This is a genomic window from Flagellimonas marinaquae, from assembly GCF_023716465.1.
Taxonomy (GTDB): domain Bacteria; phylum Bacteroidota; class Bacteroidia; order Flavobacteriales; family Flavobacteriaceae; genus Flagellimonas; species Flagellimonas alginolytica.
Map to the genome: position 1 here is coordinate 1,596,420 of NZ_CP092415.1, position 25,329 is coordinate 1,621,748.

Consider the following 25,329-nt stretch of genomic DNA (forward strand, 5'->3'; position numbering starts at 1 on the left):
TTGTTTTTAGAATCTTTGTTTTGTTTTAAACTTGAGGCCCGCCTTGAGACAGAAAATACAGATACTGTTATTTTTAAGAATATTATGGTTGTGTGTTCATCCCCCAATTTATAGGATAGCTTTTAAGATTAGGCATGTGTAAGTACGTGATTGTGTACAATGTAACTGAGGTGCGAACTTTTAAGAAGCTTAATATTAGGCCTTCTCGCCCTTTTGGTAGAATAACTTATAAACCTTATCCGATACTTTTATCTAGGAGGGGATTTTGAAATTGATTAATATGATTAATAGCAATTTTACCATACTTTTGAAGCTTAAAAACATGCAATGAAGCAAATCATCCAAGACCTTAAGAACGGCGATACTATTTTGGAGGAAGTTCCAGTACCACGCATTAAGTCTGGAAGTGTTCTTATTAAAACTACAAGAAGTTTAGTCTCTTTAGGGACTGAACGTATGTTGGTTGAGTTTGGCAAAGCCAATTTCATCCAAAAAGCAAAGCAACAGCCAGATAAGGTCAAAATGGTTTTGGATAAAGTTAAAACAGACGGTTTAAAGCCAACTGTTAGTGCTGTTCTCAATAAATTGAACCAACCGTTACCGCTTGGATATTGCAATGTGGGAGAAGTGGTTGCGGTTGGTAAAGGCGTAAGTGAATTTTCTGTTGGGGATCGCGTGACCTCCAATGGAAATCATGCAGAATATGTTTGTGTGCCCAAAAACCTAGTGGCCAAGATTCCAGACAATGTCAGCGATGATGAGGCTACTTTTACAGTGATAGGATCTATAGGGCTACAAGGTCTAAGATTGTTAAATCCTACTTTTGGTGAAACCATAGTGGTGGTTGGATTGGGATTGATCGGTCTTGTAACTGCAGAATTGTTATTGGCCAACGGTTGTAATGTGATAGGCTTTGACTTTGACCCTGAAAAGGTTAGAATAGCAAAAGAAAAAGGGATTACGGCAATAAATCCAGCTGAAGGAACCGATCAAGTCAAATTTGTGGAATCCTTCACAAACGGAATAGGTGCAGACGGAGTCATAATCACAGCATCCAACAAGAGCAATGAAATTATCTCCCAATCTGCCAACATGTGTCGAAAAAGAGGCCGAATCGTATTGGTGGGGGTAATAGGATTGGATATCAGCAGGGCGGACTTTTATGAAAAGGAAATCACCTTTCAAGTATCATGCTCCTATGGCCCTGGCAGATATGATGATGAGTATGAGCAAAAGGGGAACGATTACCCCATTGGATATGTTAGATGGACAGAAAAGCGCAACTTTGAAGCGGTTTTGAATGCGATATCAAAAGGTATGCTAGAAGTTAAACCGTTAATCACGGAAAGCCTTTTGTTGGAAGACTATAAAAAGATATATGGCGATATGGCCAATTCGAGGTCAATTGCATCGATTTTGAAATATGACAACACCAAGGAACAGTCCAAAACCGTACAAATTGTTGAAAAGGATTATAAAGGGAAAAAGGGTGTCATTGGAATTATCGGCGCCGGAAATTTTACCAGTTCCACAATTCTTCCTAACCTTTCAAAACTCAAGGCAGATATAAAATATATTGCAAGCTCAGGCGGGCTGTCCGGAACTATACAGGCCAAAAAGCATGGAATATCCAACTCAACATCAGATTACAAAGAGATTTTGCAAGATAATGATGTGGGCCTTGTTTTTGTAACAACGCAACATAATATGCATGCCACAATGGTATTGGAAGCTATACAAGCCAACAAAAGTGTCTTTGTGGAAAAACCATTGGCATTGACTCATGGGGAACTTTCCAATATTGAAAAGGCGTATGGAGAAAGCAATTCCTGTATTTCAGTTGGGTTTAACAGAAGGTTTGCCCCATTGGCCCAAAAAATGAAAACCCTACTTGGCAAAGCACAAACACCCATAAATATTGTTGCCACCATGAATGCTGGATATATTCCACCAGAGGTCTGGGTGCACGATATGGAAGTTGGTGGAGGAAGAATTATTGGAGAAGGATGTCATTTTATAGACTTGTGTAGCTATCTGGCAGATAGCAAGGTGGTTGCAGTTTGTATGAACGCCATGGGGGAAAACCCAGAGGAGAACACTGATAATGCTAGTATTTTACTTAAATACGAGAACGGCACTAACGCAGTCATCAATTATTTTTCCAATGGCAGCAAGTCCTATTCAAAGGAACGTGTAGAGGTTTATTCCCAAGAACGCACGTTGGTCATGGACAATTGGAGAAAGTTAAAGACATATGGTTTTAAAGGCGGTAATATGTCTTCAGGGCAGGACAAAGGACATTTTAACCAGTTTAAGGCCCTGTTGGATCAACAACGAAACGGAGGAAAACCAATTATACCCTTTGAAAGTTTAATGAACACCACTAAGGCCTCTTTTGCCGCCATTGAATCCCTTAAACAAGGTAAATGGATTACCATAGAATAACGACTTTATTCCACACACTTAAGTTTTTAAAGGGTAAACAAATCTATTACAGGCTGTTTTACTTTGTTGGGAATAGATTCTTTTCCAAGAAAGCCTATAAAAGCCTTAATAAGGAAGTGAACGGCTTGGTATGGAATGGGAAGGAAATTTATTTTCAAAACGCATTCCATGAAGCTCAAAAGTTTGAGTTTCTCAATTTGCTGCATGATTTCACAAACAAAATAGATTGGAACTACAATGGGTTTGGAAAATTGTGGACCTATAACCTAAATTATTTTGATTTTCTCAACCAAAAAAATAGTATAACCCAAAAAGGACTTGATTTAATCAAGGATTACATGGTGGCCGAAAGCCAACTGAAAGATGGTCTGGAGCCCTATCCAATTTCGTTGAGAGGAATAAATTGGATAAAATTTCTTTCAAGAAACCAGATAAAGGACCATGCCATAAACCAAACCCTTTACAAGCACTATCAGAGGCTGCACCACAATCTGGAATACCACCTGCTTGGGAACCACCTTTTGGAAAATGGGTTTTCCCTTTTTTTTGGAGCATACTATTTCAAAGATGATCAATTTTACAAAAAGGCAGAATCTATTCTAAAAACAGAATTGGAGGAACAGGTTTTGAATGATGGTGCTCACTTTGAACTTTCTCCCATGTACCATCAGATTTTGTTGCACCGCTTACTGGATTGTATAAATCTTGCCGAATTGAACCCTTGGAAGTCTAACAGATTGTTACCATTATTAAAAGGGAAGGCCGAAAAAATGCTTTCATGGCTTCAAACCGTTACTTTTTCGAATGGTAATATCCCTATGGTAAATGATAGCGCTTATGGAATTGCTCCATCTTCAGAAGATTTATTTGATTATGCGAATGACCTTGGGCTAAGATGGAAAAGAGGTAAACTAATCTCATCAGGATACCGAAAGTTCGAAAAGTCCAATTTTGAAATTTTTATGGACGTGGGAAATGTTGGCCCCGATTATCAACCTGGACACGCACATTCCGACACTTTTAGCTTTGAATTGTATTTCAGAGGCATACCTGTAATTGTTGATACGGGAACATCGACCTACGAAAAAAACGAATTAAGACAGAAAGAGCGAGAAACTGACGCACACAATACCGTTAAAATTGGCAATAGAGAACAGACACAGGTATGGGGTGGTTTTAGAGTTGGGAAAAGAGCCAAGGTCGTTGACTTTGAAGAAGGGAATAGTTATGTTAAAGCCTCCCACAATGGATATTATCCTACCCTTCATGAAAGAGAGTTTAGAATTGGCGATAATGAATTCAAAATAATAGACAACATCAAAAACCAAAAGGAACATGCAATCGCGCATTTTCATTTCCATCCAAGTATTAACAACATAGAACAAGAAGGGGATTCAATCATTTTACGACCAGAAGGAATTGCCATCTTTTTTCAAGGAGAGGGAATAAAAGTTTCCAATCAATCATGCCATATTGCTGAAGGCTTCAATACCCGAAGAAGAGCAATTAAAATAGAGGTAAACTTTAATCAAACCTTAGAGACAACTATAAGAACAATAAATAGATGAGAATTCTTTTTCTAACGGACAATTTTCCACCTGAGTTCAACGCTCCAGCGTCTAGAACTTTTGCCCATTGTACCGAATGGGTAAAAAAAGGGGCAGAAGTTACTGTAATTACCGGTGCGCCAAACTTTCCAAAAGGAGAAGTCTTCGAGGGCTATAAAAACAAATGGAGACAAGAAGAATGGGTAGAAGGTATTAGAGTAATTCGAGTTTGGACCTATATTGCCGCAAACGAAGGTTTTTTTAAAAGGATTTTAGATTACATCAGTTTTATGATTTCTGCAATTGTAGCAGGACTTTTTGTGAAAACCGATTTGATTATTGCAACATCTCCACAATTCTTTACAGCCATTGCAGGAAGATGGCTTTCTATATTCAAAAGGGAAAAATGGATTATGGAGGTTAGGGACATTTGGCCAGAATCGATCAAAGCGGTGGGGGCCATGAAAAGTAATTTTATTATCAGTTATTTTGAGTACTTGGAAAGACGAATGTACAAAACTGCATATAAGATAATTACGGTAACAGATAGTTTTAAAAAACAGCTAGTCGAAAAGCACAATATCTCGCCAGAAAAAATAGGGGTTTTTAAAAATGGTATAGATGCCTCCTTATTTCAGCCCACTCCCAAAAACCTAGAACTTTTAAAGAACCTTAGGTTAGCGGATAAATTTATTTTTGGGTACATAGGAACCCATGGTCTGGCACATAAACTAGACTTTATTTTGAATGCGGCTAAAAAAATAAAAGACCCTAAAATTCACTTTATATTTCTTGGTTCAGGTGCAGAAAAAGAAAATCTGTTGAAATTAAAAGAAAAACAGGGCTTACAAAATGTTACCATGTTGGATTCAGTTCCAAAAGAAGAAGTAAGCAAGTATATTTCACTGTTGGATGTAGGACTAGTAAATTTAAAAAAATCAGATACTTTTAAATCGGTCATACCTTCAAAGATTTTTGAGTTATCAGCGATGCACAAGCCTATTTTATTAGGTGTAGAGGGAGAGTCCGAAGTTCTTGTCAATAACTATGGGATCGGAGAGTCATTTGAACCCGAAAACGAAATGGATTTTTTAGCCAAAGTTGAAAAATTAAAAAAGGAAAAAGGCAAAGATTATCCTTTCGACACTTTTGTATCCGATTTTAAAAGGAATAATATTGCAATTCAAATGTTATCATTTATAAGTAAATAATACAATTTTCTAATTTTAATGAGATGAATTTTCTCGAAACGGCCATCCTAGTTTTTATAGGTTCCTTTTTGTTGGTTTACCTTACTATTCCCAAGATCATTAGTGTTGTGGAATATAAGAGACTTATGGACGACCCGAACCAAAGAAGCTCGCACAGCAGTAAAACACCGACCTTAGGGGGAGTTTCTTTCTTTTTTACACTAATTATTGCCCTATTCTTTATTAAGAATTGGCACGAATATTCTGAGGACATGTACCTTATACCTGGTTTAACAATCTTGTTTATTGTAGGTCTTAAAGACGATATGGTAGTACTTTCTGCCGGTTCTAAATTAATAGCCCAAGTCTTTGCAATCAGTTTTGTACTAGTAAATGATAGTTTTGGAATAGAGTCTTTAAACGGTTTTCTCAATATTTATGAAATCCCTTATTACCTGTATTTGGTGATTGGAGGTTTTTTGATGCTAACAATTATCAACTCATATAATTTAATTGATGGGATAGATGGTCTTGCTTCAATAGTTGGTATAGTTATCATGGTTATTTATACTACGATTTTCTACTTATCCCAAGAATATTTTTTTGCGTTGATGGCTATTACTATGAATGCTTGCTTAATGGCGTTTTTTGGATTTAATGTATCTTCTAATAAAAAAATATTTATGGGTGATACAGGTTCATTAATCGTTGGTTTTATAATAAGCATTCTTACTTTAAAATTTTTAGCGCTAGAACCAACTTCTTATGGCGAACTACCATTTTTATTGGAGAATGCGCCATTGATCGCCATTTCTATTCTAATTGTCCCTTTGTTTGATACGGCTAGAGTCTTTGCAATACGATTGGCTAACAAAAAAGGACCATTTTCTCCGGATAGAAACCATGTACATCACGTCCTTATCGATTTTTGGGGATTATCCCATAAACAGGCAAGCTTTATAATAGGTTGCTTCAATATCATTTTTGTAGTGCTTTTTATTATTCTGGGCAGTAAAGCAAAAAATACAGGAATGGTGATAATGTTGGTAAGTGTAGTAATTTTTTTAGGGTATATATTTTTTAGATACAATTATAACTTCACCACCTTAAAACAGAAAATTCGTCTGAAAAGAAAAATTGAGGCTATCAAAGGGAAAAAGGAGGATTCTCCTCAAAAGAAGAAAACTAAGGAATGAAAAAAACACTCATCACCGGGGCAGCCGGATTTTTAGGCTCGCACCTTTGCGATAGGTTCATTGCCGAGGGCCATCATGTTATCGGAATGGATAACCTGATCACAGGCGATATCAAAAACATAGAGCATCTATTTCACTTAAAACGTTTCGAGTTCTTCCATCACGATGTTACCAAATTTGTCCATGTACCCGGAAAAATGGACTATATCCTCCACTTTGCCTCACCGGCAAGCCCTATCGACTATCTTAAAATTCCGATAGATACCCTTAAAGTGGGCTCCTTGGGAACCTTGAACTTATTGGGCTTGGCCCGTGACCATGGAGCAAGAATTCTTGTGGCATCCACATCCGAAGTGTATGGCGACCCCTTGGTGCACCCACAAAATGAGGATTATTTCGGCAATGTTAGCCCTATTGGTCCAAGAGGGGTGTATGATGAGGCCAAGCGCTTTATGGAATCCATCACCATGGCCTACCATAGGCATCATGGATTGGACACCCGAATAGTTAGAATATTCAACACCTACGGTTCTCGAATGCGATTGAACGATGGCCGTGTAGTCCCTGCTTTTATGGGGCAGGCACTTCGTGGCGAAGACTTAACGGTTTTTGGGGATGGCTCGCAATCACGCTCCTTTACCTACATCGATGATCAAATCGAAGGAATCTACCGTTTATTGATGAGCGATTATGTAGAGCCCATCAATATTGGTAATCCCGATGAGACTACCATTCTGGAATTTGCGGAAGAAATAATAAAACTAACAGGAACCGATCAGAAAATCGTATTTAAACCATTGCCGCAAGACGATCCTATGCAACGCCAGCCCGACATTTCGAGGGCAAAAGAAATACTCGACTGGGAACCCAAGGTGCACCGCTCCGATGGGCTCAAAAAAGTGTTCGAGTATTTCAAATCGTTATCACATGATCAGTTGTGGGAAGCCCATAGAGAATTTTCACAATAGATCATTTGCAAATAACTCTTAAATTAAAATACAATTGAGTTATTTTTGCCAAAACTTTAATACATGAACATTCTGGTCCTAGGTTCAGGTGGTCGCGAGCACGCCATTTCCCTTAAAATATCCCAAAGCCCTAAAACTTCTAAACTTTTTGTTGCGCCCGGTAATGCAGGCACTTCTCAAATAGCGACAAATGTCGAAGTGGGCGTAAACGATTTTGAAGCCATTAAACAATTGGTGTTGAAAGAAAGCATTGATTTGGTGGTAGTGGGGCCGGAAGACCCTTTGGTAAAGGGGGTGCACGATTTTTTCTTAAACGATACCGAGCTAAGGGCAGTTTCTGTAATTGGGCCGGAAAAAGCCGCTGCAGAACTTGAGGGAAGTAAAGAGTTTGCCAAAGAGTTTATGATGAGGCACAATATTCCCACTGCAGCATATCAGAGTTTTACGGCAGATACATTAGAAAAGGGCTATGCCTTCTTGGAAACCTTAAAACCGCCCTACGTGCTCAAGGCAGATGGCCTGGCGGCAGGTAAAGGAGTACTTATTCTTCAAAACATTCAAGAAGCCAAGGATGAGCTTAAATCCATGTTGCTCGATTCCAAATTCGGAAACGCAAGTGCAACGGTCGTTATCGAAGAGTTTCTGGACGGCATAGAACTGAGCTGCTTTGTTCTTACCGATGGCGCTAATTATAAAATACTCCCTACAGCAAAAGATTATAAACGAATAGGAGAGGGAGACACTGGGCTCAACACAGGAGGAATGGGTGCTATTTCCCCTGTTCCATTTGCCGATTCCGAATTTATGGACAAGATAGAGCGCCAGATTGTAAAACCGACCGTGGATGGCCTTAAAAAAGACAATTTGCCTTACATAGGTTTTATCTTCATCGGCCTGATCAAAGTTGGCAACGAGCCTAAAGTGATCGAATACAATGTTCGGATGGGCGATCCTGAGACCGAGGTGGTGATCCCAAGGCTTAAAAGTGATTTGGTAGAGGTGCTTATGGCCATGGCCAAGGGGACATTAGATAAAGTAGAACTGGATATTGACAATAGAGCGGCCACTACGGTAATGGCAGTTTCTGGTGGCTATCCCGAAGCTTATGAAAAAGGCAAGGTAATTACGGGTACAGAAAACGTTAGGGATTCCATTGTGTTCCACGCCGGAACCAAAGTGTCGAACGGGCAAGTAGTTACCAATGGAGGGCGTGTAATCGCCATCACTTCTTTCGGAAAAGATTTTAAGGAAGCGTTACAGCAATCCTATCAAAATATGGAAAAGCTCCATTTTGATGGAATGTACTACAGAAAAGATATTGGTTTTGACCTATAGATAAGAATGGGAGCTGATCTCCTTGTTCTCTTCGTTATTGTCATTAAAGATCTTTAATTGTTTCATCCAATAGACCATTGCGATAAAACCAATGATCATAAAGATCCAGTTGATCGTGTTGGCACCCCACCAGCTGTGCATAAAGCGTAGAAAATCCAAAGGTGCGAATAGGTAATTTACAAATAAGTCCTCTATACCGTAAAAAAACTTGCTCATGTTGGCTATATTTACTTTACAAAAGTAGCAAAAGATAGGATGATTTCAAGCTTTTTCGGAAAAACAAAGCCCATAAACTATATTGTGCTGGGAGTGTTCTTGTTCCTTTTTTATTTTGCCAATATTTTTTTTGGGCCTAGCGGGCAAAAATTTAGCCAGATCATCCCTTTTGAACTGCTGATGTTCACCGCATTGCTACTCTCCGTTTTTATCACAAATCAAATCGTGAGAAAGGAAAAGGCGACCGAGTCCAATTCCTATACCATGGTGTTTTTTGTGCTTTTGGCCATCTCCTTTTCCGACCATTTGGGGCACCAGAACATTATTTTTGCCAATTTTTTTCTGCTTTTGGCATTTTGGAGGGTGTTGTCCATTAAATCCATTAGGAACGTAAAACACAAGATTTTTGATGCTTCCATGTTAATAGCCACCGCAAGCTTATTCTACGATTGGTCTTTGGCGTTTATGCTCTTGATCTTTTATGTGATAGGGGTTTACGACCGTAAAACCTTTAAAAATTGGCTGGTGCCTGTTTTGGGAACGGCCACTGTTTTTGTTTTAACGTTTACCGTGCTCAAGCTAAAGGGATCTCTTCATTTTTTTGCGGAACACTATCAATTTTCTTTAGGATTGTTTACCGATAAATCCTTTTTTCAAGTGTTGGATTTCAAAATATTGATTTATCTAATTTTGATCACCATTGTTTCCATCACGGTATTTGTGCGCCTGCGAAATGTGAGCGGGGGAAAATTGTTGCTCCTACGAATTGTGTTTTTCACCTTTTTGCTGGCCACGGTATTGATTCTGTTTAACCCTGTGGATCGTTCGCCGGTAATGATCACGTTTTTTCCCGCATCAATTTTCCTTACCAATTATTTTGAAGAAATAAAAAAACAAAACCTTCAAGAAGTGGTTTTGATCGGTTGTTTGGTGTTGGCCTCCACTCTTTTTGTGGTCCATCTAAACTAAGTACGCCATAAAGCAATATCTTTGAACAAAACTACTATTATGTTCAGCGATTTTGCCTTCAACATATTTGAGGAAAGTATAGAAAAGTACCATCTCAAGGATGATGTCTATCAAGAATTTTCCAACCCTTATCCAAAGGATAAAGTGGAGCACCTGTTGTATAGAAAAAATTGGATAGACACCGTTCAATGGCATTATGAAGATATTATACGTGACCCGGAAATTGACCCTGTTGCAGCCTTGGACCTTAAACGTAAAATTGATGCAAGTAACCAAGACCGTACCGATTTGGTGGAATATATAGACAGTTACTTTTTAAATAAATACCAATCGGTACAGGTAAAGCAAAATGCCAAGATCAATACGGAGAGCCCGGCATGGGCCATTGACAGGCTTTCTATTTTGGCCCTGAAGATCTATCATATGCAAGAAGAGGTAAACCGAACGGACGCTTCTTCCGAGCATATTAAAAAATGTAGCGATAAACTCGCCGTATTGCTCGAGCAAAAGAAAGACCTGTCCACTGCCATAGATCAATTATTAATGGATATTGAATCCGGGGACAAGTACATGAAAGTGTATAAGCAAATGAAAATGTACAACGATGATGAACTAAACCCGGTTTTACGTGGACAAAAAGGGTGAACATACCCATATATTGGTTATCCGCTTGTCTGCAATGGGTGACGTGGCCATGACTGTGCCCGTACTACGAACTTTTACAGAAAAATACCCCCAAATGCGGATTACGGTGCTTACCAAAAAATCGTTTGCGCCTATTTTTAATGGGATGGGCAATGTGGAAGTTGTAGCAGCGGAGGTAAAAAAACAACACAAGGGACTTATTGGGCTTTGGCGGTTATTTAAAGAACTTAAACCATTAAAGGTTGATGCAGTGGCCGATCTTCACAATGTACTGCGTAGCAGGGTTCTTAAAAAATATTTTACTTTGGAACGGGTGCCCGTTGTACAATTGGACAAGGGACGAAGGGACAAAAAAGCACTCACCCGGCCCAAAAACAAAGTTTTTGAACAACTAAAGACAACCCACCAACGCTATGCCGATGTGTTTGCCGGACTTGGTTTCCCCATCGACTTAACCAAAGCAAAACCACTGGAAAGGATCCAGCTATCTGAAAAAGTGCTGGGTCTGGTGCAACAAGATACCAAGAAATGGATTGGAATTGCACCTTTTGCAGCTCATGATGGAAAAATGTATCCTTTGGATTCTACCGAGGAAGTTATTAAGCAGTTAAACAATACCAATAAGTATAAAATTTTATTGTTCGGAGGTGGGGCCAAAGAGGTTGATGTGTTGGAAAAGGTAGCAGGAACGCATGAAAACGCCTTGTGCATGGCGGGCAAGCTCGATCTTTCCGAAGAACTACAATTAATTTCAAATTTGGATGCCATGTTGTCCATGGATAGTGGAAATGCACATTTAGCAGCAAACTATGGTATCCCGGTGGTGACACTCTGGGGGGTTACCCACCCATATGCTGGGTTTTATCCGTTTGGGCAGTCCATGGACAATGCCCTATTGGCGGATAGAAAAAAATATCCTTTGATTCCGACCTCTGTGTATGGCAACAAAGTGCCAGAGGGATATGAAAATGTTATGAGCACCATCAAACCTCAAGAGGTGCTGGATAAGCTAGTGGAAATATTGGACCATTAAGCCACCGTTCCTTGGCAACTGCTGCCGGCCCCTGCAGTGCACCCATAGCAATGTTGTGAGATAATTATATCCCGATTGCTCAGCACATCATCATTATAATCCTTGATGTGTTTTACTTTACTTGCCACTTTAAGGTCCAACATTTGGTTAAAATCGCAATCGTACAACCATCCATCCCAGCTTACTGAGATGGTGTTGGTGCACATTACATTTTCTACCGCAGCAGGGTTGTAGGCATCTACCAAAGAATACATATAATCCTCGTAATTGTCCGAAGCGATGAGGTAGTCCAAAAACCGTGAAATAGGCAAGTTGGTAATGGCAAAAAGATTATGAAAATCGATATCAAAATCAGCTTTCAACGCTTTTTTAAAGTCATGCTCCATGGCAGCTTGATCAGTGGGCAAAAATGCTCCGGAAGGATTGTACACCAGATCTAAACGTAAATCGCTATCTGGCCTACCATAACCCACTTGGTTGAGCATTTGCAAAGCCTTTATGGATTTATCAAAAACCCCATCGCCACGTTGTTTGTCCGTTTTGCCACGGGTATAGTGGGGCATGGATGAAACTACATGAACATTGTGCTTTTTAAAGAATTCCGGCAGATCGTGGTATTTCTTGTTGGCCAATATAATGGTCAAGTTGGACCGTACGATAAAATCCTTGATACCGGCCTTGGAAGCCTCTTCCACAAACCACCGAAAATCAGGGTTCATTTCGGGGGCACCACCGGTAAGGTCCAACGTATGGGCGCTGGTATTCCGGATTACGGATAAACACTGTTCCATGGTCTCTCGGGTCATAATTTCCTTTCGGTCGGGGCCCGCATCTACATGGCAATGTCCGCAAACTTGGTTGCACATATATCCGACGTTGATTTGAAGCACCTCTAATTTTTTTGGTCTTAAGGGAGACTGACCCGTTTCGGCAATTTTATCCTTAAAGTATGGTAGATCGCCACTCTCAAAAAGTTCCCCGTTCAATATTTCCAGTTGCTTTTGCGTACTGGCAAGTGCGTTTTGGTTCGCTTTTAAGGATTTTTTAGCTGCTTTTTTTAGGTCTGTCAATATGCTTTGTTCCATTTAATGCTTTTATAGGATTTAGAGCAATCCAATTCAATTGAGGTTATTGCTAACATCTACAAGGGTAGCGGTCTTGTTTCTATGGGCAAGGCGCTCTAGAAACTACATGGAAAGTTTCTCGTACTTGTTCATCATCTGAACACCATGAACCAAAGTGGCACCACTTTCGATCGCTGCACCTGCGTGCACGGCCTCCATCATTTCCTCTTTGGTGATGCCTCTTTGCAAACCATCTTTGGTATAGGCATCAATACAATAAGGACACTTTACTACATGCGCAACAGCCAGGGCGATCAATGATTTTTCTCGAGCGCTCAAAGCACCTTCCTCGAACACTTTGCCGTAATAATCAAAAAATTTATTGCCAAGCTCTTCGCTCCACTCTGTAATATTACCAAATTTTCTCAGGTCTGCCGGGTCGTAATAGGATTTGGACATGCTTCAAATTTTTATGTTACACCTAAACTTACAACAAATATCACGATTGTATTTTGCTGTAACCTTCAAAAATCCATTTCTATCTGCAATAGACTAGTAATGTAGCCTGTTTATCAACTTAATATTAAGATGACGATTCGGTTGATATATTTACACTATGGAACCATCCAAAAATGTACATTTGTTATAAAAGGAATAGATGTTTAAGAATAAAAGAATAGGGCTTGTGCTATCCGGTGGGGGTATACGGGGAATGGCTCACATAGGGTTGATCAAAGCCATGCGCGAACACGGAATCGAGGCCAATGTTGTTTCCGGAACCAGTATCGGGGCATTGGTTGGCGCACTTTATGCCAATGGAAATTCCGCTGAAGAAATGCTCTCTTTTTTTAAAGAAACACCATTGTTCCAGTATAGTTTTTTTACCATAAATAAACCCGGTTTTATAGATACTGAACGGTATGCCAATGTATTTGAGCACTTTTTCCCATCCAACTCCTTTGAAAGTTTGGGAAGGCCACTTTATATTGTTGCCACCGATTTAATGAGGGGCAAGGAAACTGTTTTTAACACAGGCGAACTTATAAAACCCTTATTGGCTTCCGCCGCGCTTCCCCCAGTTTTTAGTCCTGTTGAAATCAATGATGCCCTGTATGCCGATGGGGGAATTATGAACAACTTTCCAACGGAATATGTGGAGGATAAAACCGATTTTATGATCGGGAGCAATGTGTCCGTCACCGTGCCACTGCAAAAAAAGGACCTTCGAAATTCATTTCAATTGACCGGGAGAGTCACCAGTTTGATGATACATGCTTCCAACGACGAAAAATTGCAGAGGTGCGACCTTTTTATTGAGCCCCAAGGACTTGAAAAAATAGGCGTGTTGGACAAGAAAGGCATTGAAAATGCTTATAACATCGGCTACGAACATGGGCGCAAGGCCTTGGACAACATACTTTCCAAGACCTGACCCAGTTTATACATTATCGAAATCCACGGTAATTTTTGATGTAATTGGGTGTGATTGGCAAGTCAGGACAAAACCATCATTGATTTCGCCATCGGTTAGAATTTGGTTTTTCACCATTTCGGCCTTGCCTTCGGTTAGCCGAGCTATACAACTACTGCAGACCCCACCTTGGCAGGAATACGGCGCGTCTATATCTTGTTTTAGAACAGCATCTAGGACAATTTCTTTTTTATCCATTACAAAATTGTAGCTCTCATCGTCCAAAATTACGGTTACTTGGGTTTTCCCTTCCAAATCTTCGGCCAAGGAATCTTCGGCATCCCCACTTGTGAAAAGTTCAAAATGAATTTCGCCCTCATCAACACCGTTATCTTTTAAAGTGTCCGTTACCAAGTGGATCATGTCCTCTGGTCCACAAAGATAAAATCCATCAAAAGCAGTTTCCTTGAACTTGTTTTTTAGCACAAAGTTTACGGTGGATTTTTCTATCCTCCCAAAAAGAGCGTCCTTTTCTGTAGATCTGCTATACACATATTGTACAAAAAAACGATCACCATATTGTTCTTTAATAGCCTGTATTTCCTTAAAATACATGGTCTCTTCTGGCGATTGATTGCCAAATACCAAAACAAAAACATTCTCGGGATTGCTTTCCAATACGGTTTGGGCAATGCTCATTATCGGGGTAATACCACTACCTGCCGCAAAAGCAGCAATGTTTTTGGGCGAATCGTCTTCAAAGATAAACCGGCCTTCGGGGGGCATAATTTCAAAGGTGTCGCCAACTTTGATATGTTCATTGGCAAAAACGGAAAAAGTACCATTTTCCACCTTTTTAATGCCCACTGTAAGTTTACCAGATGAAGGGGGGGATGAAATGGAATAGGCTCTCCGGAGTTCTTTTCCGTCCATCTCGTGTTTTATAGTGATGTATTGTCCTGCTTTAAAGGCAAAAGCGTTTGTAAGGTTTTCAGGAATGTTAAAAGTAAGGGCCACAGCGTTTGGAGTTAGTTGGTCCACTGCAGCTATTTTTAAAGCATGGGATGCGCTCATGTACAAAATTTTGTTACAAAATTAAGCATTACGCTTGTTTTGAACAGTCATTTTAAGAAAAAGCATGGGTTTTGTAACAAAACCGATAAATTAGACACCAACAAAAAAAAGCCAGCCATGCTCAAACATTTTATGGGACTTCAATGGAAGTCATTTTTTAGGTCTGCCAGTTTTAAAACAGAGATTTGGTTTAAAATATTGATGGCCTTGGGTGCCCTTTACTTTATTGTCGTTTTCTTGGGAATGGGGGTCGGGGCCTTTTATTTGATCGAGAAAATGGAGATAGGCGACCCCTTGCGTGTTGTCAACCAGTTTATGGTCTATTACATGGCCCTTGATCTTGTTTTTAGGTACATGCTGCAAAAAATGCCGGTGACCAATATAAAACCATTGCTCTATTTGCCCATAAATAAGAGCAAGGTGGTAAACTTTTCATTGGGGAAAACGGTAATCTCTTTTTTTAATATTGCCCATGCCTTCTTTTTTGTGCCGTTCAGTATTGTTTTACTGATAGAGGGCTATCCTCCCGTGCAGGTTATTGGATGGCACTTGGCATTGATGTCCCTGTTTTACTGTAACAACTTTATCAATGTTATGGTGAACAATCAAAATGGGGTTTTCTATGTATTTGCGGCCATATTTATATTGGCCGGGGCATCGCAGTATTACCAATGGTTTGATATTACTGTTTACACCCAACCTGTTTTCGACCTATTTTACGATATGCCCTGGTCGGCCATAATACCATGGGCAGCTGTAGCTGGCATGTATTATGGAGCCTATGCTTATTTTAAAAAACATATGTATTTGGATGGTGGTCTGGCCAAAAAGCAATCGGTGGCCAAAACAGAAAATTTGGAGTGGTTGGACCGCTTTGGCAATTTGGGAACATTCCTCAAGAACGACATCAAACTGATAAAAAGGAACAAGAGATCACGTTCGGCCGTAATAGCAGGAGCCTTCTTTATTTTTTACGGACTTCTATTTTTTACCGGAGCTTTGGAAGTTTATGAAGGCCCTTTCTGGAAAGTATTCGCAGGCATATTTGTTACCGGAGGTTTTCTCTTCAGTTTTGGGCAGTATGTGCCCAGCTGGGACAGTAGCTATTATCCTTTAATGATGAGCCAGAATATTAAATATCGTGAGTACCTTTCCTCAAAATGGTACTTGGTAATCATTGCAACCATTATTTCCACCATTTTGGCTTCATTTTATATCTATTTTGGTTGGGAGGCCTATGCCGCAGTATTGGTAGGCGCCATCTATAATATCGGTATTAACAGTTACCTTGTGCTTTGGGGAGGGGCCTATGTAAAAACACCGATAGATTTAACCTCCAACAAAAAGGCCTTTGGCGATAAACAGGCATTTAATGCCAAAACACTATTGCTCACGCTGCCAAAGTTGGCCTTGCCCATGGGTATTTACGCCATTGGACACTTTTTAATTTCTCCTATGGCCGGATACATTTTTGTGGCAGTTTTTGGATTGCTCGGATTTGTTTTTAAAAACAAAGTGTTTACCATGATCGAGGGCATCTATAAAAAGGAGAAGTACAAAACATTACAAGCATACAAACAGAAATAACCAACATAAAAAACACAGATGATAACAGTTCATAATTTAACCAAGACCTACGGACAGAACACCGTTTTGAACATTGATCAATTGGAAATACCAAAAGGACAGAGCTTTGGCCTTGTTGGGAACAACGGAGCAGGAAAAACCACTCTATTTAGTTTGTTGTTGGATTTGATTCAACCTTCCACAGGCCATATTATAAACAACGAGGTACAAGTGGACCAAAGCGAAGCATGGAAACCCTTTACCTCCGCATTTATTGATGAGACTTTTTTGATCGGCTACCTGACCCCGGAAGAGTATTTTTACTTTATCGGCGAACTGCGTGGCAGGAACAAGGCGGATGTGGATGCTCTCTTGTCCAATTTTGAAGATTTTTTTCATGGGGAGATCTTGGGTCAAAAAAAGTATCTGCGGGACCTTTCCAAAGGAAACCAAAAGAAGGTAGGTATAGTGGCCAGCTTTATCGGTAACCCCGAAGTGGTTATTTTGGACGAGCCATTTGCCAATTTGGACCCCACCACGCAAATTCGATTAAAAGGAATTATAAAAGATCTGGCCGCAAAAGAGGGAGTTACCGTTTTGGTGTCCAGTCATGATCTGATTCATGTAACCGAAGTCTGCGAGCGTATCGTGGTGCTCAACAAAGGCGAAATTGTAAAGGACATCCACACCTCGGCAGAAACCATGAAAGAGCTTGAAGCTTTCTTTGCGGGTTGATGTTTTAAAACGACCTGAAGAAATTCTTGCACTTTATCGATAAGGCTTATAATAATCCGCTCATTTTTGAGTTAATGGTTACACAAGATTATCGATAATTTTGAAGCTTCATCACACATTTATAGGCGCCATGGTTTTGGGAGGACTGGTTTTTAATGCCTGTTCCACCAAAAAGGACAAATTCGTCAACCGAAATTGGCATGCACTCAACACAAAGTACAACACCTTGTACAACGGAAATTTGGCCTTTCAACAAGGGCTGGAAGAAATCAACGCCAATTATCGGGACGACTATTGGGAAATTTTGCCCGTGGAACGCCTTAAGGTCACCGACGAGGTAAAACTCGACTCAGAAGATAACAATCCCAATTTTATTATTGCTGAGGAAAAGGCCACCAAGGCCATCCAAAAGCACAGCATGGACATTAAGGATGAAGAAAGAAACCCACAAACAGACGAAGCCTTTCTTTTACTGGGGAAGTCCCGATACTTCGATCAACGCTATATCCCTGCCTTGGAATCTTTCAACTACATCCTGAGAAAATATAGTTCCAGCGATAAACTCAACGAGGCAACCATCTGGCGAGAAAAAACCAATATGCGATTGGACAACCCCGAGGTGGCCATAAAAAATCTAAAACGCCTTTTTAAGTACGAAAGGCTCAAGGATCAGGAATATGCCGACGCCAATGCCGTTTTGGCCCAATGCTACATCAACCTTAATGCCCCGGATACAGCTATCCAAAAACTTAAAATATCGCAGGCCTATACCAAAAAGAATCCGGAAAAAGGTAGATACCTGTTCATAATTGGGCAGTTGTACGATCAATTGGGGCATAAGGACAGTGCCAATTTTGCCTACGATAAGGTAATAGCACTCAACCGCAAATCGCCGAGAGTGTATATGATCAACGCGCATCTGAAAAAAATCCAAAATACCCAACTTACCGAGGACAACAGGGAAGAAATGTTGGAGTACCTTACCAAACTGGAAGAAAACAGGGAAAACCGACCTTTCTTGGATAAAATTTATCGACAAGTGGCCGAATACCACATGGCATTTGAATCCGATAGTTTGGCATTGGCCTATTACAACAAATCCATCCAAGCCACACAGGGAGAACGAAAGTTAAATGCGCTCAATTATCAGAGTTTGGCCGATTATTATTTTGATGAAGACGAGTATAGGATTGCGGGGTCATACTATGATAGTACTTTGACCAACCTGAATGAAAATACCAGAAAACACCGCGATATTACAAAGAAGTTGGACAACCTTGAAGATGTAATCAAATACGAGGATATTGTTCAGCATGCCGACAGTGTTATTACCCTATATCAAATGCCCGTTGCCGAGCGTAAGGCCTATTTTGATGACTATATTGCCGAATTAAAACGAAAAGAGGAGGCAGAGGCAGAAAAGCAACTGCAAAAAACAGTGGCCGGATTCGCCACTTTTGCGGACAGTAAAGGCGGAAAGGAGAACAAAGGCAAGTTCTATTTTTACAATATTACCAGTTTGGGCTACGGAAAAAACGATTTTAAGACCCGATGGGGCAACAGAGCGCTCGAAGACGATTGGAGATGGAGCAACAAGGCCAGGGTCTCCGTTTCCGAAGCTACAGGTGAAATTATCGCCAACAAAGAGGATAATTTAACAGAGGACCAAAAGTATTCCACGGAGTACTATTTGGCCCAGATACCTACCGATGTGGCCGTGATCGATAGTTTAAAGGGCGAGCGCAACTTTGCCAATTATCAGTTAGGCCTTATTTATAAAGAAAAATTCAAGGACAATATGCTGGCTGCCGCCAAATTGGAGCGCGTACTATCTTCTAATCCCGAGGAGCGATTAATATTGCCATCAAAATATAACCTTTACAAAATCTACGAAGAATCAGGAAGTCCATTGGCGAACAATATAAAGCAGGATATTATTTCCAATCACCCGGATACACGATATGCGGAGATCTTGCTAAACCCACAGGCGGTATTGGATGGCAATACCGATAGCCCAGATGCCAGGTACGCAGCATTGTTCAAACAATACCAACAACAGGAATTTTTAAATGTAATTACCCGATCCGAAGAATATATAAGCAAGTTTACGGGAGATCCCATTGTGCCCAAGTTCGAAATGCTGAAGGCCAATGCGATTGGCCGCCTACAGGGATTTGAACCTTTTAAAGAGGCTTTGAACTATGTGGCGCTGACTTACCCCAATAATCCAGAAGGTAAAAAAGCGGAACAGATCGTGGAGGAACAATTGCCAAAATTGGGGAACAAAGAGTTTTCTCCAGAAACGGGTTCAACAGGAGCCGGTAATTGGAAGGTAGTATTCCAGTTTAAGATCAGGAACGACGAAAAGGCGAACGAACTGAAAAAGAGACTCGAGGAGGTAATAAAAGAACTGCGGTACAACAACCGGATTTCCAAGGACATCTATAATTTGGAAGATCAGTTTGTGGTGGTACATGGTTTCCGTTCCAAAGACTTTGCCTTGGGCTTTGCAGAACTTATAAAAAACAACAGGGACTACCTTATTAAAGATGAGAATTTTGTAATTTTATCAGAGAATTACAAAATAATACAAGTCCACAAAAACCTAGAATCGTACAAAGCACAATTTTAAACCCCAAAACCCCAGAACACCATGTTTTCCGACAACAAAAAACCACGACCTATGAATGAATTTGGCGGCCAGCCCAATAGAATTGAAAAGAACACGACAATAAAAGGCGACATTACTTCCGAGGCCGACTTTAGGATAGACGGTAAACTGGAAGGAAATGTAACCACTTCCGGTAAGGTAGTCATTGGGAAAGATGGTTACATCAACGGAAAGGTAGAGTGTGTAAACGCGGATATAGAAGGGAAGTTCAATGGAGAACTTATGGTAAAAGATCTACTCTCTTTAAAATCTTCTGCAACGATAGAAGGAACCGTGAGCGTGGCCAAATTGGCCGTAGAACCCGGAGCTACCTTTAACGCCGCCTGTACCATGGGCAAAGGACCTGTTGCAACGGCCACTAAAATGCAGTCATCCAAAAAAGATGAGCCAGCAAAAGCCTCCTAAGAAAAAGTATAACAAAGCAATTAATACAGCTGCCCGTTTGTCTGGTTCTGCCATTCAAATGGGCATTGTTATTTATTTGGGCGTATGGGGAGGCAAGTGGCTGGACGCCCATTACGGTACCGAAAAAATATTCCTTCCCATTTGTACCCTGCTAGCGGTTGCCATTTCCATATATTTGGTGATTCAACAACTAAAAAAAATCAACGATTGAAATTTAGGTATTACCCGGCCCTTTTTGTTTCCTCCTTGTTATTGGGTCTAGTTGTGCTGTTTTTTGCCCAGATTTGGCTGCTTGAAAATAAAGGGCATCAACTTTCCGGCCTTCAAATTGTGAAAAGCTATGTGCTGAACGGCATAATGGCATTGATCGTGTTTTTTGCCATTTATATTTTTCGAAATAAACATCGTGATCTGCTGGGCTTTTTTTTCTTGGGGGGAAGTCTTATAAAATTTACCCTATTCTTCATTTTTTTATATCCAGGATTTAATCAAGACGGCAATATGGAACGTTTGGAGTTCCTTGTGTTTTTTGTGCCCTACGGATTTGCATCGGTGCTCGAAACATTCTTTTTGGTGAAACTGCTTAATACTGTGTAGCAAAGCCCTGAAAATCACCTAAAAAAACAATAAAAAAAATAATACTGTAAAAAGCTTTTTTCTTTTGATTGGGGAATGTATTTTTGCACCAATTTTTGAGGACCCATTAGTTGGATCATATGCGAAATTCTTTTTTCAGTAAAAAAATAGTTGCCGTAATCTTTTTGATTGCGGGATTTGTGTCGGCCCAAAACCATGAGGGAGAAGAAGTTGAAACCGGCGGCCATGATTTAAAAACAGAGATTAAGGAATACATCGACCATCACCTTTTGGATTCGCATGATTTCAACCTTTATTCCTACACTACGGATACAGGGGAACATAAATACGTTGGCTTTCCGCTTCCTGTAATTCTTTGGGACAACGGTCTTAAGGTTTTTTCCTCATCTAAATTAAAGCACGGAGAAGGCGTGGCTGAGGTTGATGGGAACTACTACAAGCTTTACCATAATAAAATTTATAAGACCGACGCCGAGGGTACCATTAATTACGGAGGGCACCATGGTGAGGAAACACATACCGAGGATGCTTTTGGTGAGAACTTGGTGGTGGACGATTCCCATCCTACCAACGAAAAGCCTTTGGATTTTTCCATAACAAAGAATGTTGTGTTCATAATTGCAGTGGCGCTTCTTATGTTTTTGGTGTTCCGCTCCATGGCCAAAAGATATCAGAAGAGTACAATGCCAAAAGGATTGGGAAGATTCTTGGAGCCCCTTGTTCTTTTTGTTCGCGATGAAATAGCTATCCCTAATATTGGTGAGCACAAGTATAAGAGGTACATGAGCTATTTGTTAACGGTATTCTTCTTTGTGTGGATTATCAACCTTTTAGGATTGACACCACTTGGGGTTAACGTAACCAACAATATTGCCGTTACTTTCGCATTGGCGATCATTACCTACTTTATTACAACATTTACGGGGAACAAAAACTACTGGAAACACATTTTTTGGATGCCGGGAGTACCTGTTCCAATGAAAATTATATTGGCGCCCATCGAATTGTTGGGAACCTTCATCAAGCCATTTTCGTTGATGATTCGTTTATACGCCAACATTACCGCAGGTCACGTGGTATTGATGAGTATTATCGGGCTTATGTTCATATTCAAGAACTGGATAGGTAGCCCATTGTCTTTCTTGTTGGCATTCGCACTTTCCTTATTGGAATTGTTGGTGGCGGCATTACAGGCGTATATTTTCACCATGTTGTCCGCTCTATACTTTGGTATGGCGGTAGAAGAAGATCATCATTAATTAGAACGTTTAATATTTAAATTCATATATCATGACAATTCCAAACATCGTAGGTGCTGGTTTGATCGTAATCGGAGCAGGATTGGGTATCGGTAGAATCGGTGGACAAGCAATGGAAGCCATTGCACGTCAACCTGAAGCTTCTGGTAAGATCCAAACAGCAATGTTGATTGCAGCAGCCCTTATTGAAGGTATCGGTTTCGCCGCTCTTTTTGCTGCTTAATAACCGTAAAAACATTGATGAAGGCCATAGCGGTTGGCTGTGGCCCTTCATTGATTTAAATGATATAGTTTAAAAGAATTAATAGAATAAGATAAATGGAAAAGTTAATCGAGCAGTTTTCCTTCGGGTTGTTTTTTTGGCAGATGTTGCTTTTTATCGCTCTTTTATTATTGCTTAGAAAGTATGCATGGAAACCTATCCTTGGTGCGGTTGAAAAACGTGAAGAGGGTATAAAAGATGCACTTGAGGCAGCTGAGGCGGCAAAAAAGGAAATGCAGAACGTTACTGCCGACAGCGAAAAGCTTTTGAGGGAGGCCAAAGTTGAAAGGGACGCGTTGTTGAAAGAGGCCAGGGAAATCAAAGAAAGCATTATTGCTGAAGCCAAGGAACAAGCCCAAGTTGAAGGCGATAAGGTGATCAAGCAAGCTCAAGCTACTATTGAAGCTGAGAAGAAAGCTGCGGTTGCCGACATCAAAGCGCAAGTGGCCAACCTATCCGTTGAGATTGCGGAAAAAGTAATCAAAGAAGAATTGTCCGATAAAACCAAACAACAAAAGTTGGTAGAGGACATGTTGGGCGATATTAAACTGAACTAACAGACCATGAACCAAAACAGGGCAGCCATACGCTACGCAAAAGCAACCTTGGATTTCGCAGTCGAAAAGAAAGCGGCCGATGCCGTTGAAAAAGACATGCGGGAGATAGCTGCGACCATTTCTGAAAACGTGGAACTTCAAAATGTATTGGAGAGCCCTATCATAAAATCAGAAGTAAAGAAGAACAGTTTGCTCGAAATCTTCAAAGGTGCCAACGAAATCACCAAAGGTCTTCTTCAAACGTTGATCAGCAACAAGCGAATAGATATGTTACAGGAAGTGGCCTACAAGTACATCATCCTTCACGAAAAATTGAAGGGAGAAGAAGTAGCTTATGTAACAACTGCTGTTCCTTTGACCTCCGAGTTGGAGAAAAAGATTTTGGACAAGGTTACCAAAGCTACCGGCAACAAGGTGACTTTGGAGAATAAAATCGATGAGAGCATCATCGGAGGGTTTGTACTTAGGGTGGGCGACACCCAATACGATGCAAGCATCGCAAACAAATTGAACGGATTAAAAAGAGAATTTACAAATAGTCTATAAAAATGGCAGGAGTAAAAGCCGCTGAGGTATCAGCAATTTTGAAAAAACAGTTATCAGGTTTCGAAGCATCCGCTTCTTTGGATGAAGTAGGTACCGTATTACAAGTAGGTGATGGTATTGCCCGTGTATATGGACTTTCCAATGCCCAGTACGGGGAGTTGGTAGAGTTCGAGGGTGGTATGCAAGGTATCGTTCTTAACTTGGAAGAAGACAACGTAGGTGTTGTATTGTTGGGCCCATCCAAAGAGATCGTGGAAGGCGCTACTGTTAAGAGAACCGAGCGTATTGCTTCCATCAATGTTGGTGAAGGAATTGTTGGCCGTGTGGTGGATACCTTGGGTAAACCTATCGACGGTAAAGGACCTGTTGCTGGTGAAACCTACGAGATGCCTTTGGAACGTAAGGCTCCTGGTGTAATTTTTAGACAACCCGTTGACGAACCAATGCAAACAGGTATCAAGGCTATCGATGCCATGATTCCGGTTGGTCGTGGACAAAGGGAGTTGGTGATCGGTGACAAGCAAACAGGTAAGACCACAGTTTGTATCGATACCATCCTAAACCAAAAAGAATTTTACGATGCAGGTGAGCCGGTTTACTGTATCTACGTTGCCGTAGGTCAGAAAGCATCAACGGTAGCCGCCATCGCCAAAACGTTGGAAGAAAAAGGGGCATTGGCCTATACGACCATTGTTGCCGCAAATGCTTCCGACCCTGCTCCTATGCAGGTATATGCCCCGTTCGCGGGTGCTGCTATCGGTGAGTACTTCAGGGACACAGGCCGTCCTGCATTGATTATTTATGATGACTTGTCAAAACAGGCAGTAGCTTACCGTGAGGTTTCCTTGTTGTTGAGAAGACCGCCGGGACGTGAGGCTTACCCTGGAGATGTTTTCTACCTTCACTCCAGACTATTGGAGCGTGCTGCGAAAGTAATCGGTGACGATGCTATTGCAAAGAATATGAACGACCTTCCTGAATCGTTGAAGTCTAAAGTAAAAGGTGGAGGTTCTTTAACAGCACTTCCAATTATCGAAACACAGGCAGGTGACGTATCCGCTTATATCCCTACCAACGTAATTTCCATTACCGATGGTCAGATATTCTTGGAGCAAGATTTGTTCAACCAAGGGGTTCGTCCTGCGATTAATGTAGGTATCTCCGTATCACGTGTGGGTGGTTCCGCGCAGATCAAGTCCATGAAGAAAGTAGCAGGTACCTTGAAACTTGACCAGGCCCAGTTCCGTGAATTGGAAGCTTTTGCCAAGTTCGGTTCCGATTTGGATGCCGCTACCTTGAACGTAATCGAAAAAGGACGTAGAAACGTGGAGATCTTGAAACAAGGTCAGAACGATCCATTTACCGTAGAAGATCAGGTGGCCATCATCTTTGCAGGTTCCAAGAACTTGTTGAGAGATGTTCCTGTGGACAAGGTAAAAGAGTTTGAAAAAGATTACTTGGAGTTCTTGAACGCCAAGCACAGAGATGTTTTGGATACGCTTAAAGCCGGTAAATTGACCGACGAGGTTACCGATACATTGACTGCTGTTTGCAAGGACCTTTCAAGCAAGTACAAAGCATAACAATTGTCATTTCTGAAGGGCCCTGAGCGTAGTCGAAGGGCACTGCAGGAATCCA

The 25,329-nt window shown here is 40.7% G+C and carries 25 protein-coding genes; 21 read left to right on the plus strand and 4 right to left on the minus strand.

Features of this window, described 5'->3' with window-relative positions:
- The first annotated feature begins 327 nt into the window (after window positions 1–327).
- The 6 genes from MJO53_RS07165 (at window position 328) to purD (ending at window position 8,681) form a co-directional block, all read left to right on the plus strand.
- Window positions 328–2,445, plus strand: a complete 2,118-nt coding sequence (locus MJO53_RS07165; RefSeq protein ID WP_252081031.1) for a bi-domain-containing oxidoreductase — start codon at window positions 328–330, stop codon at window positions 2,443–2,445.
- Window positions 2,427–4,013: an alginate lyase family protein gene (locus MJO53_RS07170; RefSeq protein WP_252081032.1), complete on the plus strand. Its 1,587-nt coding sequence runs from the start codon at window positions 2,427–2,429 to the stop codon at window positions 4,011–4,013. The genes MJO53_RS07165 and MJO53_RS07170 overlap by 19 nt, the downstream gene beginning before the upstream one ends.
- The gene (locus MJO53_RS07175; protein WP_252081033.1) at window positions 4,010–5,203 is read left to right on the plus strand and encodes a glycosyltransferase family 4 protein; all 1,194 of its coding nucleotides are present in this window, start codon (window positions 4,010–4,012) and stop codon (window positions 5,201–5,203) included. Before MJO53_RS07170 ends, MJO53_RS07175 begins: the two co-directional genes overlap by 4 nt.
- A 23-nt stretch (window positions 5,204–5,226) precedes the next feature.
- Window positions 5,227–6,378, plus strand: coding sequence for a glycosyltransferase family 4 protein (locus MJO53_RS07180; RefSeq protein ID WP_252081034.1), 1,152 nt, complete (start codon window positions 5,227–5,229; stop codon window positions 6,376–6,378).
- On the plus strand, window positions 6,375–7,346 hold the full coding sequence (locus MJO53_RS07185; protein ID WP_252081035.1) for a UDP-glucuronic acid decarboxylase family protein: 972 nt from the start codon (window positions 6,375–6,377) through the stop codon (window positions 7,344–7,346). Before MJO53_RS07180 ends, MJO53_RS07185 begins: the two co-directional genes overlap by 4 nt.
- 63 nt (window positions 7,347–7,409) lie before the next feature.
- The gene (gene purD, locus MJO53_RS07190) at window positions 7,410–8,681 is read left to right on the plus strand and encodes a phosphoribosylamine--glycine ligase (RefSeq protein ID WP_252081036.1); all 1,272 of its coding nucleotides are present in this window, start codon (window positions 7,410–7,412) and stop codon (window positions 8,679–8,681) included.
- Here purD and MJO53_RS07195 read toward each other — a convergent pair.
- Window positions 8,676–8,897 carry a DUF6341 family protein gene (locus tag MJO53_RS07195; RefSeq protein WP_224835937.1) on the minus strand — a complete coding sequence of 74 codons (222 nt, stop codon included), beginning with the start codon at window positions 8,895–8,897 and terminating at the stop codon, window positions 8,676–8,678. The genes purD and MJO53_RS07195 overlap by 6 nt on opposite strands.
- Before the next feature lie 39 nt (window positions 8,898–8,936).
- On the opposite strand from MJO53_RS07195, the gene MJO53_RS07200 reads away from it, so the two are divergent.
- From MJO53_RS07200 to MJO53_RS07210, 3 genes are read left to right on the plus strand one after another with little or no spacing between them, the layout of a single operon-like run.
- Complete coding sequence (locus tag MJO53_RS07200; protein WP_252081037.1) at window positions 8,937–9,866, plus strand: DUF6427 family protein; 930 nt, start codon at window positions 8,937–8,939, stop codon at window positions 9,864–9,866.
- Between the two features lie 39 nt (window positions 9,867–9,905).
- A complete protein-coding gene (locus MJO53_RS07205) occupies window positions 9,906–10,511 on the plus strand; it encodes a DUF4254 domain-containing protein (RefSeq protein WP_252081038.1) in 606 nt (201 codons plus the stop codon).
- Entirely contained in the window at window positions 10,495–11,544 is a 1,050-nt protein-coding gene (locus MJO53_RS07210; RefSeq protein WP_224835934.1) for a glycosyltransferase family 9 protein, read from the plus strand. Before MJO53_RS07205 ends, MJO53_RS07210 begins: the two co-directional genes overlap by 17 nt.
- On the opposite strand, the gene arsS is transcribed toward MJO53_RS07210, so the two are convergent.
- Together arsS and MJO53_RS07220 are read right to left on the minus strand one after the other, a co-directional pair.
- Window positions 11,541–12,629, minus strand: a complete 1,089-nt coding sequence (arsS, locus tag MJO53_RS07215) for an arsenosugar biosynthesis radical SAM (seleno)protein ArsS (RefSeq protein WP_252081039.1) — start codon at window positions 12,627–12,629, stop codon at window positions 11,541–11,543. The two genes, MJO53_RS07210 and arsS, sit on opposite strands and share 4 nt — an antisense overlap.
- 102 nt (window positions 12,630–12,731) lie before the next feature.
- Window positions 12,732–13,067 (minus strand): arsenosugar biosynthesis-associated peroxidase-like protein, encoded by a 336-nt coding sequence (locus MJO53_RS07220; protein WP_252081040.1) that lies wholly within the window; start codon window positions 13,065–13,067, stop codon window positions 12,732–12,734.
- A 199-nt stretch (window positions 13,068–13,266) separates the two neighbouring features.
- Between MJO53_RS07220 and MJO53_RS07225 the strand changes: the two genes are divergently transcribed.
- Window positions 13,267–14,040 (plus strand): patatin-like phospholipase family protein, encoded by a 774-nt coding sequence (locus MJO53_RS07225; protein ID WP_252081041.1) that lies wholly within the window; start codon window positions 13,267–13,269, stop codon window positions 14,038–14,040.
- Window positions 14,041–14,046: 6 nt separating this feature from the next.
- On the opposite strand, the gene MJO53_RS07230 is transcribed toward MJO53_RS07225, so the two are convergent.
- Complete coding sequence (locus tag MJO53_RS07230; protein WP_252081042.1) at window positions 14,047–15,093, minus strand: ferredoxin--NADP reductase; 1,047 nt, start codon at window positions 15,091–15,093, stop codon at window positions 14,047–14,049.
- A gap of 117 nt (window positions 15,094–15,210) precedes the next feature.
- On the opposite strand from MJO53_RS07230, the gene MJO53_RS07235 reads away from it, so the two are divergent.
- The 11 genes from MJO53_RS07235 to atpA all read left to right on the plus strand — a co-directional run bounded on the left by MJO53_RS07235 (window position 15,211) and on the right by atpA (window position 25,274).
- Window positions 15,211–16,680, plus strand: a complete 1,470-nt coding sequence (locus MJO53_RS07235; protein ID WP_252081043.1) for a DUF5687 family protein — start codon at window positions 15,211–15,213, stop codon at window positions 16,678–16,680.
- Window positions 16,681–16,698: 18 nt separating this feature from the next.
- Window positions 16,699–17,394, plus strand: a complete 696-nt coding sequence (locus MJO53_RS07240; RefSeq protein ID WP_252081044.1) for an ABC transporter ATP-binding protein — start codon at window positions 16,699–16,701, stop codon at window positions 17,392–17,394.
- A 130-nt stretch (window positions 17,395–17,524) separates the two neighbouring features.
- Window positions 17,525–20,026 (plus strand): tetratricopeptide repeat protein, encoded by a 2,502-nt coding sequence (locus MJO53_RS07245; protein WP_252081227.1) that lies wholly within the window; start codon window positions 17,525–17,527, stop codon window positions 20,024–20,026.
- Between the two features lie 21 nt (window positions 20,027–20,047).
- Window positions 20,048–20,470 carry a bactofilin family protein gene (locus MJO53_RS07250; RefSeq protein WP_252081045.1) on the plus strand — a complete coding sequence of 141 codons (423 nt, stop codon included), beginning with the start codon at window positions 20,048–20,050 and terminating at the stop codon, window positions 20,468–20,470.
- Window positions 20,448–20,681 (plus strand): AtpZ/AtpI family protein, encoded by a 234-nt coding sequence (locus MJO53_RS07255; protein ID WP_224835926.1) that lies wholly within the window; start codon window positions 20,448–20,450, stop codon window positions 20,679–20,681. Before MJO53_RS07250 ends, MJO53_RS07255 begins: the two co-directional genes overlap by 23 nt.
- Complete coding sequence (locus MJO53_RS07260) at window positions 20,678–21,067, plus strand: hypothetical protein (protein WP_252081046.1); 390 nt, start codon at window positions 20,678–20,680, stop codon at window positions 21,065–21,067. Before MJO53_RS07255 ends, MJO53_RS07260 begins: the two co-directional genes overlap by 4 nt.
- 119 nt (window positions 21,068–21,186) lie before the next feature.
- Window positions 21,187–22,326 carry a F0F1 ATP synthase subunit A gene (gene atpB / locus MJO53_RS07265; RefSeq protein WP_252081047.1) on the plus strand — a complete coding sequence of 380 codons (1,140 nt, stop codon included), beginning with the start codon at window positions 21,187–21,189 and terminating at the stop codon, window positions 22,324–22,326.
- A 31-nt stretch (window positions 22,327–22,357) separates the two neighbouring features.
- Window positions 22,358–22,549 (plus strand): ATP synthase F0 subunit C, encoded by a 192-nt coding sequence (gene atpE, locus MJO53_RS07270; protein ID WP_053970734.1) that lies wholly within the window; start codon window positions 22,358–22,360, stop codon window positions 22,547–22,549.
- A gap of 95 nt (window positions 22,550–22,644) precedes the next feature.
- Window positions 22,645–23,145, plus strand: coding sequence for a F0F1 ATP synthase subunit B (locus MJO53_RS07275; protein WP_224835923.1), 501 nt, complete (start codon window positions 22,645–22,647; stop codon window positions 23,143–23,145).
- Between the two features lie 6 nt (window positions 23,146–23,151).
- The gene (gene atpH, locus MJO53_RS07280) at window positions 23,152–23,691 is read left to right on the plus strand and encodes an ATP synthase F1 subunit delta (protein ID WP_252081048.1); all 540 of its coding nucleotides are present in this window, start codon (window positions 23,152–23,154) and stop codon (window positions 23,689–23,691) included.
- A 2-nt stretch (window positions 23,692–23,693) separates the two neighbouring features.
- Window positions 23,694–25,274 (plus strand): F0F1 ATP synthase subunit alpha, encoded by a 1,581-nt coding sequence (gene atpA / locus MJO53_RS07285; RefSeq protein WP_224835921.1) that lies wholly within the window; start codon window positions 23,694–23,696, stop codon window positions 25,272–25,274.
- Window positions 25,275–25,329: the final 55 nt, after the last annotated feature.

What these genes read in the sequence shown, in the direction of transcription:
- MJO53_RS07165 (WP_252081031.1), top strand. Translation starts at nt 328, where the DNA reads ATGAAGCAAATCATCCAAGACCTTAAGAACGGCGATACTATTTTGGAG.
- MJO53_RS07170 (WP_252081032.1), top strand. Translation starts at nt 2,427, where the DNA reads ATGGATTACCATAGAATAACGACTTTATTCCACACACTTAAGTTTTTA.
- MJO53_RS07175 (WP_252081033.1), top strand. Translation starts at nt 4,010, where the DNA reads ATGAGAATTCTTTTTCTAACGGACAATTTTCCACCTGAGTTCAACGCT.
- MJO53_RS07180 (WP_252081034.1), top strand. Translation starts at nt 5,227, where the DNA reads ATGAATTTTCTCGAAACGGCCATCCTAGTTTTTATAGGTTCCTTTTTG.
- MJO53_RS07185 (WP_252081035.1), top strand. Translation starts at nt 6,375, where the DNA reads ATGAAAAAAACACTCATCACCGGGGCAGCCGGATTTTTAGGCTCGCAC.
- purD (WP_252081036.1), top strand. Translation starts at nt 7,410, where the DNA reads ATGAACATTCTGGTCCTAGGTTCAGGTGGTCGCGAGCACGCCATTTCC.
- MJO53_RS07195 (WP_224835937.1), bottom strand. Translation starts at nt 8,897, where the DNA reads ATGAGCAAGTTTTTTTACGGTATAGAGGACTTATTTGTAAATTACCTA.
- MJO53_RS07200 (WP_252081037.1), top strand. Translation starts at nt 8,937, where the DNA reads ATGATTTCAAGCTTTTTCGGAAAAACAAAGCCCATAAACTATATTGTG.
- MJO53_RS07205 (WP_252081038.1), top strand. Translation starts at nt 9,906, where the DNA reads ATGTTCAGCGATTTTGCCTTCAACATATTTGAGGAAAGTATAGAAAAG.
- arsS (WP_252081039.1), bottom strand. Translation starts at nt 12,629, where the DNA reads ATGGAACAAAGCATATTGACAGACCTAAAAAAAGCAGCTAAAAAATCC.
- MJO53_RS07220 (WP_252081040.1), bottom strand. Translation starts at nt 13,067, where the DNA reads ATGTCCAAATCCTATTACGACCCGGCAGACCTGAGAAAATTTGGTAAT.
- MJO53_RS07225 (WP_252081041.1), top strand. Translation starts at nt 13,267, where the DNA reads ATGTTTAAGAATAAAAGAATAGGGCTTGTGCTATCCGGTGGGGGTATA.
- MJO53_RS07230 (WP_252081042.1), bottom strand. Translation starts at nt 15,093, where the DNA reads ATGAGCGCATCCCATGCTTTAAAAATAGCTGCAGTGGACCAACTAACT.
- MJO53_RS07235 (WP_252081043.1), top strand. Translation starts at nt 15,211, where the DNA reads ATGCTCAAACATTTTATGGGACTTCAATGGAAGTCATTTTTTAGGTCT.
- MJO53_RS07240 (WP_252081044.1), top strand. Translation starts at nt 16,699, where the DNA reads ATGATAACAGTTCATAATTTAACCAAGACCTACGGACAGAACACCGTT.
- MJO53_RS07245 (WP_252081227.1), top strand. Translation starts at nt 17,525, where the DNA reads ATGGTTTTGGGAGGACTGGTTTTTAATGCCTGTTCCACCAAAAAGGAC.
- MJO53_RS07250 (WP_252081045.1), top strand. Translation starts at nt 20,048, where the DNA reads ATGTTTTCCGACAACAAAAAACCACGACCTATGAATGAATTTGGCGGC.
- MJO53_RS07255 (WP_224835926.1), top strand. Translation starts at nt 20,448, where the DNA reads ATGAGCCAGCAAAAGCCTCCTAAGAAAAAGTATAACAAAGCAATTAAT.
- atpB (WP_252081047.1), top strand. Translation starts at nt 21,187, where the DNA reads ATGCGAAATTCTTTTTTCAGTAAAAAAATAGTTGCCGTAATCTTTTTG.
- atpE (WP_053970734.1), top strand. Translation starts at nt 22,358, where the DNA reads ATGACAATTCCAAACATCGTAGGTGCTGGTTTGATCGTAATCGGAGCA.
- MJO53_RS07275 (WP_224835923.1), top strand. Translation starts at nt 22,645, where the DNA reads ATGGAAAAGTTAATCGAGCAGTTTTCCTTCGGGTTGTTTTTTTGGCAG.
- atpH (WP_252081048.1), top strand. Translation starts at nt 23,152, where the DNA reads ATGAACCAAAACAGGGCAGCCATACGCTACGCAAAAGCAACCTTGGAT.
- atpA (WP_224835921.1), top strand. Translation starts at nt 23,694, where the DNA reads ATGGCAGGAGTAAAAGCCGCTGAGGTATCAGCAATTTTGAAAAAACAG.